The sequence below is a fragment of the Sandaracinus amylolyticus genome (genome assembly GCF_021631985.1).
GTDB classification, from domain to species: Bacteria; Myxococcota_A; Polyangia; order Polyangiales; family Sandaracinaceae; genus Sandaracinus; species Sandaracinus amylolyticus_A.
This window is the reverse complement of record NZ_CP070225.1, coordinates 8,072,643-8,086,434: the sequence shown is the minus strand read 5'-3', so window position 1 is coordinate 8,086,434 and position 13,792 is coordinate 8,072,643. Positions and strand designations below refer to the sequence as shown.

12 protein-coding genes are annotated in these 13,792 nt (G+C 72.6%); 4 read left to right on the top strand and 8 right to left on the bottom strand.

Annotated elements, in window-relative coordinates; all coding sequences use genetic code 11:
* Window positions 1–3 precede the first annotated feature (3 nt).
* From I5071_RS34185 to I5071_RS34175, 3 genes are all read right to left on the bottom strand, one after another.
* On the bottom strand, window positions 4–378 hold the full coding sequence (locus tag I5071_RS34185) for a terminase (protein WP_236517486.1): 375 nt from the start codon (window positions 376–378) through the stop codon (window positions 4–6).
* Window positions 379–461: 83 nt separating this feature from the next.
* Window positions 462–2,294, bottom strand: coding sequence for a TIM-barrel domain-containing protein (locus tag I5071_RS34180; protein ID WP_236517485.1), 1,833 nt, complete (start codon window positions 2,292–2,294; stop codon window positions 462–464).
* 13 nt (window positions 2,295–2,307) lie between these two features.
* Window positions 2,308–3,126 (bottom strand): phosphate/phosphite/phosphonate ABC transporter substrate-binding protein, encoded by an 819-nt coding sequence (locus I5071_RS34175; RefSeq protein WP_236517484.1) that lies wholly within the window; start codon window positions 3,124–3,126, stop codon window positions 2,308–2,310.
* A gap of 148 nt (window positions 3,127–3,274) precedes the next feature.
* On the opposite strand from I5071_RS34175, the gene I5071_RS34170 reads away from it, so the two are divergent.
* The 4 genes from I5071_RS34170 to I5071_RS34155 are packed head-to-tail and all read left to right on the top strand — an operon-like array spanning window position 3,275 to window position 6,957.
* Window positions 3,275–4,231: a hypothetical protein gene (locus I5071_RS34170; protein WP_236517483.1), complete on the top strand. Its 957-nt coding sequence runs from the start codon at window positions 3,275–3,277 to the stop codon at window positions 4,229–4,231.
* A 43-nt stretch (window positions 4,232–4,274) separates the two neighbouring features.
* Complete coding sequence (locus tag I5071_RS34165) at window positions 4,275–4,868, top strand: RNA polymerase sigma factor (RefSeq protein WP_236517482.1); 594 nt, start codon at window positions 4,275–4,277, stop codon at window positions 4,866–4,868.
* Window positions 4,865–5,818: a hypothetical protein gene (locus tag I5071_RS34160; protein ID WP_236517481.1), complete on the top strand. Its 954-nt coding sequence runs from the start codon at window positions 4,865–4,867 to the stop codon at window positions 5,816–5,818. The genes I5071_RS34165 and I5071_RS34160 overlap by 4 nt, the downstream gene beginning before the upstream one ends.
* 35 nt (window positions 5,819–5,853) lie before the next feature.
* On the top strand, window positions 5,854–6,957 hold the full coding sequence (locus I5071_RS34155) for a hypothetical protein (RefSeq protein WP_236517480.1): 1,104 nt from the start codon (window positions 5,854–5,856) through the stop codon (window positions 6,955–6,957).
* 15 nt (window positions 6,958–6,972) lie between these two features.
* Here the strand turns inward: I5071_RS34155 and I5071_RS34150 are convergent, their stop codons facing one another.
* The 5 genes from I5071_RS34150 to I5071_RS34130 form a co-directional block, all read right to left on the bottom strand.
* On the bottom strand, window positions 6,973–7,473 hold the full coding sequence (locus I5071_RS34150) for a hypothetical protein (protein WP_236517479.1): 501 nt from the start codon (window positions 7,471–7,473) through the stop codon (window positions 6,973–6,975).
* Window positions 7,470–9,053, bottom strand: coding sequence for a hypothetical protein (locus tag I5071_RS34145; protein WP_236517478.1), 1,584 nt, complete (start codon window positions 9,051–9,053; stop codon window positions 7,470–7,472). Before I5071_RS34145 ends, I5071_RS34150 begins: the two co-directional genes overlap by 4 nt.
* Window positions 9,054–11,123: 2,070 nt before the next feature.
* Window positions 11,124–12,479, bottom strand: a complete 1,356-nt coding sequence (locus tag I5071_RS34140; RefSeq protein WP_236517477.1) for a hypothetical protein — start codon at window positions 12,477–12,479, stop codon at window positions 11,124–11,126.
* A 42-nt stretch (window positions 12,480–12,521) separates the two neighbouring features.
* Window positions 12,522–13,340: a TonB C-terminal domain-containing protein gene (locus tag I5071_RS34135; RefSeq protein WP_236517476.1), complete on the bottom strand. Its 819-nt coding sequence runs from the start codon at window positions 13,338–13,340 to the stop codon at window positions 12,522–12,524.
* Window positions 13,340–13,783, bottom strand: a complete 444-nt coding sequence (locus I5071_RS34130) for an ExbD/TolR family protein (protein ID WP_157070361.1) — start codon at window positions 13,781–13,783, stop codon at window positions 13,340–13,342. The genes I5071_RS34135 and I5071_RS34130 overlap by 1 nt, the downstream gene beginning before the upstream one ends.
* Between the last annotated feature and the right edge of the window lie 9 nt (window positions 13,784–13,792).

Here is a 13,792-nt window from a genome sequence, read left to right as displayed (position 1 = left end):
GTATCAGCCGATCGCGACGTTCTCCCCCGCGCGACGCCATGCCCGCGCGAACCCGCCGCTCAGCACGAAGCGCGGGAACGTCACGAGCTGCTCGACGAAGAGCCGCGCGACCACGTCGAAGGGGCCACGGAACGGCAGCGGCCCGACCTGCTCGCGCTTGTGCCCGCGCCCCTGCGCCGCGACGGCGATCACGATCAGCACGAGCCCTCCGAGCGCGCCCAGCGGCGCGCCCGAGATCGGCGCGAGGACCAGCGTCGCGAGGCCGCTCCAGAAGAGCGGCGCCGTGATCGCGTGGATGAGCAGGTTGGTCCGGTCCGCGTGGCCGCTCGGATAGTGCGTCCACTGCCACGACAGGAGGCTTCCACGTTCTTCGTCCATGACGCGATCGTGCCGTCGCCGCCCCGCCGGGGCTTGAACGGAGCGGTCGCAATCAGTCCAGCAGGAGCGTGCGAACGGAAGGATCACTCGAACGTGATCGTCCCGGTCGCGTCGGTGCGCTTGATCCACAGCGCGCTCTCGGTCGCGTCGTACCACCAGCCCGAGGCGCTCGCGTCGAGCGCCGCGCGATCCGCGCGCACCTCGAGCGCCGTGCCGTCCGCGCTCACCGCGCTCGGCGCGTCGTCGGCGCGCACCCGCACGATCACCGATGCCCGCGCCGGCGCGAACGTGACCGAGCCCGCGCTCGCGGTGATCGTCGTGATCGCGTCGTCCGCCTCTTCGCGCAACCGGAACGACGAGGTCTCGCTCGACGGCCACACCAGCACGGTCAGCGAGCCCGCGCTCGCCGCGTTGCCGAGCCCGTTCACGTCGTTCTCGACGTGCATCGGCACGATCGCGCCCTCGCGCACGAACACCGGGATGCGCACCCGCGAGCTGCCGACGTCGTAGCCCTCGAGCGTCGTGCCACCCTCGATCGCCGCCGCGCCCGGCGCCCACCAGTCGTACCAGCGCGCGCCCGCGGGCAGCGCCACGTCGCGCGTGCTGCCGCTCGCGATCAGCGGTGCGACCAGGAACGCGTCGCCCACGACGTAGCGCCAGTCGCCCGCCCATGCGCTCTCGTCGTCGCCGACCGGATGCACGATCACGCCGTCGGTCGCGTAGGCCTCCTCGGTGATCGAGTACCAGTACGGGACCATCGCGTGGTGCAGCGTCGCCCAGTAGCGCCACACCTCGATCGTCGCCGCGCGATCCTCGTCGCTGCCCGGCACGCTCCACGGCGCGAGGTTGCCGCGCCCGTGCAGCTGCAGGAACGGCATCATCCCGCTCCATGCGGTCCAGCGCTGGAAGTTCTCGACGTCGAACGGGATGAACGTCGTGAGCATCTGGTCGTCGCGATCGAGGTACCCACCGACGTCGGTGCCGAGCACGACGTAGCCCGCGCGCGCCGAGCGGAACGTGTGATCGAGCGCGTCGATCAGCCCGACCCAGTCACGACGGTTGTCGCCCATCCACACGACCGGCGCGTGCTCGGGCCGCGCGTGGAAACGACCACGGCGGTCGTAGCTCTCGTCCCACGCGCGCACCATCGTCGTGAACTCGGGCCCGCGTCGCGACACGCCGTACGCGAGGAAGTCGCGGTAGTACTCCTCGGCGTAGCGCTGGTGCGGCACGTCGCCCTCGTCGGTCGCGAGCGTCGCATCGGCCTCGAGGTAGCTGTCGCCGAAGTCGAGCTTCCATCCGTCGAGCCCGAGATCGAGCAGGAGGTCCTGCTGCGCGTGCCACCACGCGCGCGCTCGCGCATCGAAGAAGTCGACGCTCGCGCCGGCGCCCTTCCACCACTCGTAGATCTCGCCGTCGTTCACGAAGAAGTCGCAGGCGAGGCCCTCCGCGTAGTTCGGCGCGGGCCCGCGGTACGAGTCGCCGCCCATCTCGAGGTCGTACGAGCGGAGGTTCACGAAGGCCGTGGTCCACAGCACGACGCGCACGTCGTCGTCGTGCAGCGTCTGCACGAGCGAGCCGAAGTCCCCGTAGCGCTCGGGATTCGGGCGGAACGTCGTGTACTGCGAGTCCCACGGCGAATCGAGCACCACGACGCCCACCGGGATGTCGTGCTCGCGGAACCCGGCGACGAACGCGAGCGTGTCGTCGCGATCCGAGATGTCCTTCGAGATCCACGGCTCGAACGCCCAGCGCGGCGTGTGGCGCGCGGGATCGGGCAGCGGATCTTCGGGCTGCACGTCGACCTCGCACTCGGGCGGCGCGACGTACGCATCGGTGCCTGCGTCGGCCGGGCTCTCTCCTGGATCACACGCGAGCGCGAGCAGGCACGACGCGACCAGCGAACACTTCTTCACTCGGGCTCCTCGATCAGCCCCTCAGCGCGCCCTCTGCGAGCAGCGCCTCGCGAACCGGCGCGTAGTCCTCCGCCGTGCCGGGCGCGAGCCGATCGGCGCCGAGCATCGCACGAAGCAGGCGCGAGACGCGCGGCAGGGCGTGCGCGGCGCGCAGCTTCTCGATCCAGCGCGTGCGCACTTCGTCGGGCACCGACGCGCCGATGCACACGGCGTCGCTCGGGATCGACGCGCTCACCACGACCGCGCGCATCGAACGGGTCGCGGCGAACGCGGTCCACCCGGCGATCGCGAGGCCTCGCGAGGGACGCTCGGGATCGCTGAGCTGCACGTAGGTCGCGCCCGCCTCGACCGCGCCCGCCGCGACCGCTGCGACCACCCGCGCGTGGCTGTCGGTGAAGGTCTCGCTGCCGAAGCAGGCGTCGGGATCGAGCCCGCAGTCGCGCAGCGCGAGCCGCGGGAAGAGATATCCGGCGCACGAGTCGCGATCGACCCACGCGACCCGCATGCCCCGGAGGTCCTCGGCGCGCGTCGCGTTCGACTCCTCGCGCACGAAGATCGCGCCCTGGTAGCGCGCCCCCGCGAAGCGCTCGGCGCGCATCACCGCGCCCACTGCGCCGGCCTCGTTGGCCCGCACGAAGAGGGCAGGGGGCAGCCACGCGAGCGCGGCATCGCGCGCGATCACCCGATCGCGCAGCGCGGTGTAGCTGCGCTCGCTCTCGACGACGATGGACGCGCCCAGCGCCTCGCTCAGCGCAGCCCCGAGGTCGGCGCGGAGATCGTCGCCCTCCTCGTCGAGGTGCACCGGCCCCGTGACGAACGCGAGCGATCCCATCCCCGACCTCCCCCGTCGATCCACGGTACCGTGTTACGCCGTGTCAGTGAAACCACTGCCCAGGTGAAATCGCCGGGGCGGCATGCGGCGTGCTCGACGGTGCCCCTCCGGCGGGATGGTAGGCAGGCGAGGCACGCTCTGGCGCGCGTTGGCGTTCGTGGTGGCGCTCGTCGCGACCGCGCCGGCGCGGGCCCAGGACACGCCCCGCCTGCGCTGGATCGGGCCTCCTGGGTGCGCCGACGATCGTGCGCTGCGAACCGCGATCGAGGCCCTGCTGGGCCGACCGCTCACCGCCGCGGATCCGATCGCGGTGGACGCCGAGGTGCGCCAGGAAGGCGCGGATCGCTGGGTGGTGGAGCTGCGCAGCGCGGACGACGGAGCCGTCGAGCGCACCCTCGCGGCCGACCGCTGCGAGGCGCTCGTCGACGCGACCGCGCTGGTGCTCGCATGGCGCATCGATCCCGAGGTCGCGATGGCCGAGCCCGAGCCGGTCCCGCGTGTCGTCCGCGATCCCGCGTCTGCCCTCGCCGCCCCCGATGCGCCGCTGCCGATCCCGGCGCGGCCGACGCCGTTCTCGGTGGGGGTCGGCGCCGCGTTCGTGCTCGACGTCGGGACGCTTCCCGCGATCGCGCCCGGCGTGATCGGCGAGGTCGTGGTGCGCATCGACCGGCTCGATCTCCGGGCGCGCGGGGGCTGGCTCGCGACCCAGGGCATGCGTCTCGCGAACGATTCCATCAGCGCGCCGCCAGGCGCGGGGGTCGACGTCGAGTGGGCGGGCGGAGCGGTGAGCGCGTGCGGGCGGCCGCTCGACGGGGACGCCGGTCGTCCCGGGCTCGCGATCTGCGGCGGCGTGCAGGTGGGCGCGTTGATCGCCCGGGGCGTCGGCGTGAGCGATCCCGGCCGCGCCGAGGCGCCGGTCGGCGCGCTCGTGGTCGGCGCCGCGATGCCGTGGTCGCCGATCGACGCGCTCGATCTCGAGGTCGGCCTCGATCTGCTGGTGGCGCTCGGCGTGCCGGGGTTCGAGCTCGCGCCGTTCGGCGTGGTGTGGGAGCCGTCGCCCGTCGCAGGGCGACTCACGATCGGAGGGCACGTCGATGTCCGTTGACGAACGCCCGAAGGATCGCGGGCGCGCCGGCCACGGAGGGGCGGTGACTGCGCTGGCGCTCGCGATCGATCCTCCGTCCGCCGCGGCGGCTCGCGAGGTGCCGTCGTTCGAGGCGATCTACGAGCAGCTCTTCGACTTCGTATGGCGGAGCGCCCGTCGCCTCGGGGTCGCGGAGGCGGCGGTCGACGACGTCGTCCAGGAGGTCTTCCTGGTCGTGCATCGTCGCCTCGCGGACTTCGAGGGTCGCTCGTCGCCGAAGACGTGGGTGTTCGCGATCCTGCTCCGCGTCGTGTCGGACTGGCGGAGGACCCAGCGCCGCAAGGGCGGCCACGCGAGCTACGACGCGATGGCGTCGACCCAGGGCGAGATGGTCGACGAGCGCGCGGAGTGCCCGGCGGGCGCGCTCGAGCAGGCGGAGGCGGTGCGGCTGCTCCATCGGCTGCTCGACGAGCTCGACGACGACAAGCGCACGGTGTTCGTGCTCGCGGAGCTCGAGCAGACGACGGCGCCGGAGATCGCGGAGATGCTCGGCATCCCGCTGAACACGGTGTACTCGCGGCTGCGCGCGGCGCGCATCGAGTTCGAGAAGGCACTGGCGCGGCATCGCGCGCGCGAATCGCATCGGAGGGCGCCGTGAGCGGCGGAGCGCGACGACCGAATCGCTCGGGCCCGCATCGCATCGTCCCGCGCCTCGGCCCGGACGCGCGGGCGCTGATCGAAGCAGCGCGCGCGGCAGACGACCCGAGCGCGGCGGATCGCGCGCGGGTGCGGCGCGCGATGATGGCGTCGATCGCGGCCGGCGCCGCAGCCGGCGCGGCGGGCACCGCCGCGAGCGCGAGCGCAGCGAGCGGCGGAGCGATCGCGGGAGGAAGCGGAGCGATCGCGAACGCCGCCGGCGCGACCGCGGCGGCCACCGGGGCCGCGGCAGCGGGCGCCACCACGACCGCGCTCGGCGTCCTCGGCATGTCGACGCTCGCGAAGGTCGCGGCGATCGCCCTCGTGGTGAGCGCGGGCGGCGCGGTCGTCGCCGGCATCACGACGGAGCGCCCCCAGATCACCGAGCCCGCCACGGAGGCACCGGCAGCCCACCAGACTCCCGCGAGCCCCGAGCCCCCGGCCGTCGTCACCGCGCCGCCTCCGGTCGCCGCTCCGGAGCTCACCCCCGAGCCGCTCCCGATCCCGGTCGCAGCCCCGTCGGCCGCTCCGGCGCGCCCCCGTCGCACCACCCCGACCCGCGCCGCCCCGCCCCCCGTGGTCGTTGCTGCGGACCCGTCCCCCGCCCAGCCCCCCGCGGCCGTGCCCGACCCGGCCCCGATCCCGGTCGCCTCTCTCCACGACGAGCTCCCGGTGCTCCGCCGCGCCTGGTCGGCCCTCCGCGACGCCCGTCCCGACGACGCGCTCCGCGCCCTCGACGAGCACCGCGCCCGCTTCCCGAGCGGCGAGCTCACCGAAGAGCGCGACGCCGCGCGTGCCCTCGCGCTCTGCGCCGCCGGTCGCGCCGACGAAGGCCGCGCCGCGCTCTCCGAGCTCCTCGCCGCGCACCCCCGCTCTCCGCTCGCCGCCCGGGTGCGCACCGCCTGCGAGTGACGGATCACCCGCGGCGCGGCCACGCACGATCCTGCATGCGCGCCCCTGCGTTCCTCCTGATCGCCCTCACCGCGCTCGGCTGTGGCTACCGGGTCCGCGTCGGCGCCCACGACGGCGGCGCCGGGAGCTGCGCCTCCGACGGCGACTGCGCGCTCGGCAACCAGTGCGCGTGCGGCCGCTGCATCAGTCTCGACGTCCTCCCGCCGGCGTGCGATCCGCCCTGCGACGTCGCCCAGGTCGGCGATGCTTGCAGCGCTGGTCGCGTCTGCTCGCGCGGCCCGTGCGAGCGCCTCGAGTGCCGCTCCGGCTCGTTCGTCCGCGTCGTCCCGCCCGAGTGCACGCCCGACGCCGGCTGGTGCGAGTGCCCCCCGCCTCCGCCCGGCTGTCACTACGACGGCATGCCCTGCGTGTGCGACCACCTCACGTGCGAGGGCGAGCGCTGCGGCCGGAACGTCTGCCCGGTCGGCACCGTCTGCTGCAACGCGAGCTGCGGCGCGTGCGTCGCGCCCGACCTCTCGTGCACCGACGTGGAGTGCCCGCCCGACTGCTCGCCGATGGAGGCCACGGGCGACGGCGTGTGCGGTCGCGCCCTCGGCCTCTGGATCTGGAACGGCAGCGCGTGCATCGAGCTCCACGGCTGCTCGACGTGCCAGGGCCCCGACTGCGCGAATGCGTTCACCACGCGCGCCGAGTGCGTCGCGGTGTTCTCCGCGTGCGCGCGCAGCTGCGGCGGCTTCGTCGGCGCCACGTGCACCACCACCGAGTACTGCGACTTCCCCGATCCCCACGCCTGCGGCGGCGCCGACGAGACGGGCACCTGCCGCGAGCGCCCCACCGTGTGCCCGCCCGTGATCCACGAGGTCTGCGGCTGCGACCGCCTGCTCTACCAGAGCGAGTGCGACGCGTACGGCGCGGGCACCGACGTCGACTACGAAGGCCCCTGCGAGGCGAGCTGCGAAGCCCAGAACGCCCGCGGGACCGGCGACTGCGACGCGCTGCTCGGCTGGGCGTGGACCGGCGTCGACTGCCGCTCGGTGAGCGGCTGCGAGTGCACCGGGACGGATTGCGCCGACCTCTGGTCCGACGTGTCGGACTGCCAGCGCGCCCACGGCCACTGCGTCGTGCCGCTCACGCCCTGAGCGGCACGCCTGCGCTCACCAGCGCTTGAGCAGCTCGATCAGCGTCTCGTCGTCGATGAACAGCTCGTCGACGTCGTCGCTGTCCACGATCACGTCCGACAGACGCGACGCGCGAGCCTTCACGGCCGCCGGGCTCTCGAGCACGCGCGCGACCTTCTCGATCAGCTCGTTGCCCGGCTTCTTGGCGAGGAGCGCGAGGGCCTTCTTCTCGACGAGGAGCTCGAGCAACCGCGCCGCGCTCGCACGGCCCGCAGCGCTGGCGGGGACGCCTTCTTCGGCCTCCTCGCCTTCCTCTTCCTCTTCGGCCGCGGCGTCGAGCGCCGGCTCGGCGAGCTCGTCGCCTTCGCCCGCCTCGAGCGCCTCGTTCTCGACCTCGTCGTCGCCCTTGCGCGATCGCGGCACCGCAGGACCTCCCGCGCTCCCCAGCACGCGGGAGCGCGGCGCACGTACCACCCGCTCCCAGGCGCCGCCAGTTTTTTTCGACGCCCGCGCGCGAAAAACGCGAGCTGGGCTCACACGACGGTGTCGATCCGCCGAATCCCCTTGCGCGTGACCACGATGCGCACGCGATGCCAGGGCGCGTCGACCTCGTCCGCGCGCCGCAGCCGGTACACCACGCCGAGGTTGTAGACGCGCGGCGCGAGCGCCGAGCCGATCTGACCGCGCTCGGGATCGGCGAACACGATCTCGCGCTTCGGGTCGTCGGTGTGCGCGAGCCAGCGCCGCAGATCGAGCCGGAAGATCTCGGTCAGCGTGCTGAACCGCGGGTCCGCGATGCGGTCGGCGCGGACCTCGATCTCCTTGCGGTGGAAGAGCACGGTCTCGGGGCGCGCCTGCTCCTCGAGCGGGTGCAGGCGCGTCAGCCGCCGCACCGCGAGCACGTCCTGGGGCAGCTCGCTCCACGAGATGAACCCGGACTGCTCCTCCATCTCGCCGAGCTCCACGCCGCGCTCGCGATCGCGGATCACCCATCGTCGATCGGGGAAGTGCCGCGAGATGACGTCGTGGAACTGCGTCTGGAGCAGCGCCTTGATGCGGTCCTTCGCGGCGTACGCGAGGATCACGACGATCGCCCAGGGCACGATGCCGCGCGTGCCCGCGTCGGTGCCGTTCCAGAGCGCGGCGACCACCGCGAAGCCCATCGCGACCGACGCCGCGATCGCGTAGAGGAAGTGGAGGATCCAGGTGCTCGCGGGCCTGATCTGGGGGCTCAGCCAGAGCACCGACGACGTGAACCGCTTGAGCACGTGTCGCCGGAACTCGAGCTGCTCGACGCGCCGGCTCTTCATGCCGACGCTGCCCACGCCGCCCAGGCCCCGATCGAGCCGGTAGCGCGCCTCCGCCACCGCGGCCTGCTCCGCCGCGTTGATCAGCGACTCCGGCGCTTCCTTCTCGCGCAGCCGCTGCACCAGGTTCCCGAGCAGCGTCTCGACCAGGCGCGAGACGTCCTCGTCGACCCACGACGCCGCGGTGCGCATCGGGTCGGGCGCGTTCTGCGCGAGCGCGAGCACCTCGCGGAGGCGGGGACCGATCCGCGCGCTGTCGGCGACCATCCGCGCCGCGCACGCGAGCGCGCGGTTGCGGTCGTGCTCGTCGCCGTCGAGCCCGTCGGCGATCGCGTCGCGGGCCTCGACGCCCGACGCGCGCACCATGCACGAGAAGAGGCGCATCTCGCGCGTCGCGGCGGCCTCGTCGCCCGACACGATCGCCTGGCGCACCCGCTGGAGCGGCTCGCCCGTGAGCTTGCCGTACGCGACGTCGGGCACCTCGAAGCGCACGTACGACTGGAGGTCCGAGTAGAGGTCGCTCTTGTCGTAGGTGCGCGAGTGCAGCCGCAGCGACTCGGGCGCGAAGTAGAACGACTCCCAGACGAACGCCTCTTCTTTGCGCCCTGGGCGAAGGCGGTAGTCGACGGCGAGCTCGACGTGGGTGCGGTCGTGGACCCGGAACGTCGGGTGCTGCCGGCCGCGCGAGAGATCGGCGACGAGCGAGCCCCAGTCGCTCGGACGATCGGGGACCGGAGTCGTCGCAGGCCGCTCCGCGGGCGCCTCCTGTTCGGGCGCGTCGAGCGGATCTTCCTGCGCGTGCTCCGTCACCTCGTCGTCACACCCCCGACTCGCAATCGTAGCTGCTGCCGCGTCGAAGTCGAATATCGCCACATGGTTCCGCCCGTGCGGTGGCGACCGCCGTCAACTCGAAAGAAACATCCGGTCGAGCGCGCTCGACCGATTCCATCGCTCGAGTCGATCGGCGCCGAGCGCGCTCGCCCGAGTGCATCGTTGAGGTCGATTGGGGTCGAGCGGGCTCGCCCGATTCCATCGTTCGAGTCGATCGGGGGCGAGCGCGCTCGCCCGACTGCATCGTTGAGGTCGATTGGGGTCGAGCGGGCTCGCCCGACTGCATCGTTCGGATCGATCCTCGCCGTCGAATGCTCCACGCGCGCGTCGTTGACGCGTCGATCCGTCGCCCAGATCATCGCCACATGAGGTTGCAGGGTCGGTGCGCCTGGGGGCTCGCTGCGATCTTCGTGCTCGCCGCGTGTGGTGGTGGGGACGGGGGCGAGCCGGATGCAGCCGCTCCAGACGATGCGGCGGGCTTCGACGCCACACGGCCCGAGGACGCTTCGGGCATCGATGCTTCGAGCGGTGGTCGGCCCTGGGACGGGCGAGACTACGAGCCCCCCACGCCAACCACGCCGTGTGGCGAAGCGGGTTGGTGCTACGCGCCCGAGGTCTGCATCGACGGCGAGTGCCAGCCCTGCGTTCGCTCGGGCTCGGCGCGTCGCGCCGCCGAGTGCTGCAGCGGGAGCCTCGACCCGCTCACCGGAGAATGCACCGGCGACACCCTGAGCTGCCGCGACGATGCGGACTGCGGGTGGCGGCCCGGCTCGTCCTGTCGAGGCGGGGTGTGCCGCTTCCCCCCTCCTGGCGAGCCGTGCCCCGATGGGGTCTGCGCGCTCGGTGAATGCATCGACGGCATGTGCCCGGAGTGCGCGCTGGGCGGCAGCATCGTCTCGTTCGCGCACGAGTGTTGCTCGGGATCGGGCAACCCGACGCCGGCGGGGACGGTGCGGTGCGACGACTACTCGCCCGTCGGCCGGGGCTGTGTCGTCGGCGTCCAATGCGCGAACGGCGCCTGCGGGTACCAGGGCGGCGGGAGCTTGGAGTGCCTGCGCTCGCGGCCCGGCGACACGTGCCGTGCGGCGGCAGGGGAGCGAGCCCTCTCCTGTGACGACTACGAGCACCCCGGTTGCTGCGCCTCGAGCGGCGCGTGCTTCGAGACGTTTGCTTGTGTCAGTGGCGCGTGCGCCGGCGGGACCTGCGGGTGCATTCGAACCTACCCCCGCAGCATGGCCGCTTGCCTCTCGGACGACGAATGCTGCTCCGGCCGCTGCGAGCGAGGGATCTGCGCCTGCACGCCCGCGGGCGAGCCGGCGGTGGCGCCCGAGTACTTCGAGGACGAGGAGGAGAACCCGCTCGACATCGGCGAGTCCATCGTCTGCTGCTCGGGCCGCGTCGATGGGGCGCTCTGTGCTCCGGGCAACGGCAGATGTGTCAGCGATGCCGAATGTCTCAGCGGCTCGTGCGATCCCGGCGATGAGGATGGCCGCATCTGTGACTGCAGCACCGAAGGCGCCGCGTGCGCGCACCGAGACGACTGCTGCGCGGTTCCGGGCGTACGGCTGACGTGTGAAGGCGGCGTGTGCTCGTGCCTCCGGCGCTGCGACGGGCGATCGTGCGGTCCGGATGGGTGCGGCGGCACGTGCGGAACCTGTGCGACGGGCACGATGTGCGACGAGACGACGGGCGCGTGCCGCGCGATCTGCACGCCGAGCTGCGCCGGACGTGAATGCGGGAGCAACGGGTGCGGCGGCACCTGCGGGCGCTGTATCGGTGGCGGTTCGGACTGCTCCGATGGCAGCTGCGTCGAAGTCTGCCGCGTCACGGGCTCGAGCTGCGATGGCGACCCGCCGTGCTGCGATCCCGGGGCGCGCTGTCAGGCATCGGCGCTCGCGAGCTGTTCGAATCGCTGCTGCCGGAGCGCGGGTCGCGCCTGCGCGTCCGATGATCAGTGCTGCTCGAACGACTGCGCGGGCGGCGTGTGCAGCGGATACTGGTGCGGCACGTGACTCGGGGACCCTTCGGAGCGCCCCGGTGGCGCGGAGATCAGCGGGACCAGCGGAGGGTCTCGGCGACGCCGGGGACCACGAGCTGCTGGTTCAGGCCCTCGGGGCTCGCGATGAAGATGCCGCCGCGCGTCGAGTAGAACGCGACCATCCGGCAGTCGGGCGAGAACGCCGGGTCCTTGTTCACGCCCTGGCCCTGGGTCAGGCGCGTGTACTGCTGGGTCTCGATGTTCACCGTGAACACGTCGAGGCCCGCCGCGCGACCGGTGAACGCGAGCAGGCGCTCTTCGCCGATCGGACACCACGCGGGCGTCTGGTTGTACGAGCCGCGGAACGTCAGGCGACGCACCCCGCCGCCGTTCGAGTCCATCGCGAAGACCTGCGGGCTGCCGTGGCGGTTCGAGACGAACGCGATGAGCCCACCGGGGCCGCCGCAGGCGGGCGAGACGTCGATGCCGGGGTGATCGGTCAGCCGGCGCACGTCGGTGCCGTCGAGCGCGGAGCTGTAGATCTCGGCGTTGCCGTCGCGCGTGCTCGTGAAGTACGCGCGGCTGCCGCAGACCGAGACGCCCATGTTGATCGACTCGGGCGCGTCGATCAGCGCGCGCTCCTCCATGCCGGTGCGCGTGATGAACATGCCGTTGTCGGTGAGGACCGAGTACCAGATGCCGCCGGGGCCGAACGCGGGGAGCATCGCGACGCCGCGACCGCTCGAGACGCGCGAGACGCTGTTCCCGTCGAAGCTCGCGACGTAGACGTCCTTGCGGCCCTCGCGCACGCGGCGCGCGAACGTGATGCGGGTGCCGAACGCGCCGCGACGACCCGTGAGCTGCTCCATCACGAGGTTCGCGAAGTCGTGCATGAAGTTGCGGAGCTCGCCGGGCGCGCCGTTGTAGGTGCGCGAGAGCGTCGCGGTGGTGCCGCGCGCGAGCTCGTAGAGGCGCATCTCGACGCGGATCTGCCCGCCGGTGCGGGTGATCTGGCCCTTGATGACGCCCTGGGCGCCGACGCTGCTCCACGGCGCGGCGGTGATGCCGAGGCCCTCGGCCGCGGGATCGGCGAGGAAGCTACGCGCGTCGAGCACCTCGAAGAGCGAGACGAGGCGGAAGTCGGTGCGCATCACCTCGGCGCCGCTGTTGCCCATCTCGGCGTCGCCGAGGAGGTTCGGCACCGCGATGCGATAGAGCGCGCGCTCGGGCGCGGTGACGTCGATGACCACCTGGTTCGGCAGCATCTCGTCGGGCGGGACCGGCGCACCCTCGGGCGGCGGAGCCTCGCTGCCGCGCTGCGGGGCCTCCTGCGCGGTCGACGTCGTGCCGAGCGGTGGAAGCACGACGGCGACGCTCGCGGCGAGCGCGAGGACGAAGGCGAGCGCGGAGGTGATGCGAGTCTTCATCGTGTGTGGCCTTCGTGAGTGACGACGCGCGAGGCGCGCGATTCAGCGCAGGTCGCGGCCGTGGAAACGAACGGTGATCCCTCGACCGACGTACTGAGCCGCGACCTCTTCGGGCGGCGGCGGGATCACCGCCTGGCCGTCGACGAGGCGCTGGAGCTGCTGTTCCACCGACAGGTCGAACTCCGGGTTCCCGCTCGGCCGAGTCATGCGGAAGCTCGTGATCTTGAGGTCCTCGCCGATGTCCACGGTCGCGACCGCGACGAGCGAGCGGACGAGGTCGCGGTCCATCGTGGTGGGGACGTTCCAGCCGCGCGTGAAGAAATTCCGAAGGATGCCGGCGTAGCGATCACCCTCGCTCGCTTCGCGATCGCCGCCCTCGATGCCGTCGGGATCGCCTTCCTGGACCCGGCGCTCTTCGGCTTCGGCGAAGATCTGCGCGTCGTCGCTCAGGCGCTGGAGCGCGTCGGCGACCGAGTCGCGCTGGCGCTCGTGCTCCTGGGGCTGGACCGGCTCGGTCGGCGCGCGCTTGCTGGGGCCAGGCTCGGGGACGTCGGTGCGGAGGATCGGCACCCGACGGTTCGGGAGCTGATTCGCATCGAGGATCTCGCCGCGCTGGAGGAAACGCGCCTGGATCACCTGCTCGACCGGCGGGAGCTCGGTCGGCTCTTCCTCGAGCGCGCCCACTGCGGCGAGCACACCGACGAACGCGACGACGATCAGCGGGAGCCCGACGTGCACCGCGAGCGCGGTCACCGCGCCTGCCGCGATCTGCGCGGGCGAGGGCGTGGCGCGATCGAAGAGCGAGCGCGGCCGGAAGTCCGCGTCATCGAGATGCAGGGGCGTGCTCGCGACGTGATTCATCAGGGCGTCGGGGCAGCGGGCTGATCGGGCGCGCTCAGCGGATCGGTGACCAGGCCGACGCTCTCCACGCCGGCGGCGCGGATCGCGGTGAACACGCGCACCACGAAGCCGTAGGGCACGGTGTGGTCGGCCTGCACGAAGATCTCGTCCTCTTCCTGCAACCGCGCGTTGGTGCGCAGCGCTTCCTCGAGGCGCTCCATCGGCACCTCGGCCTCGCCCAGGAAGACGCGCTGCTGCGCGTCGATGCTGAGCATCATCTGCTCGGGCTCGATGTCCATCGGCGGTGCGTCGGCGTTCGGCAGATCGACCTGCACACCCGACGTCATCATGGGTGCCGCCACCATGAAGATGATGAGGAGCACCAGCATGACGTCGACCAGCGGCGTCACGTTGATCTCGCTCAGCGGCGCGCGTCCGCCGCCTCCTCCGGTCGACATGGCCATCGTTCAGAC

Bases quoted from the DNA above. Each gene is read 5' to 3' on its own strand.
- I5071_RS34185 (WP_236517486.1), bottom strand. From the start codon at position 378: ATGGACGAAGAACGTGGAAGCCTCCTGTCGTGGCAGTGGACGCACTAT.
- I5071_RS34175 (WP_236517484.1), bottom strand. From the start codon at position 3,126: ATGGGATCGCTCGCGTTCGTCACGGGGCCGGTGCACCTCGACGAGGAG.
- I5071_RS34155 (WP_236517480.1), top strand. From the start codon at position 5,854: ATGCGCGCCCCTGCGTTCCTCCTGATCGCCCTCACCGCGCTCGGCTGT.
- I5071_RS34140 (WP_236517477.1), bottom strand. From the start codon at position 12,479: ATGAAGACTCGCATCACCTCCGCGCTCGCCTTCGTCCTCGCGCTCGCC.
- I5071_RS34135 (WP_236517476.1), bottom strand. From the start codon at position 13,340: ATGAATCACGTCGCGAGCACGCCCCTGCATCTCGATGACGCGGACTTC.
- I5071_RS34130 (WP_157070361.1), bottom strand. From the start codon at position 13,783: ATGGCCATGTCGACCGGAGGAGGCGGCGGACGCGCGCCGCTGAGCGAG.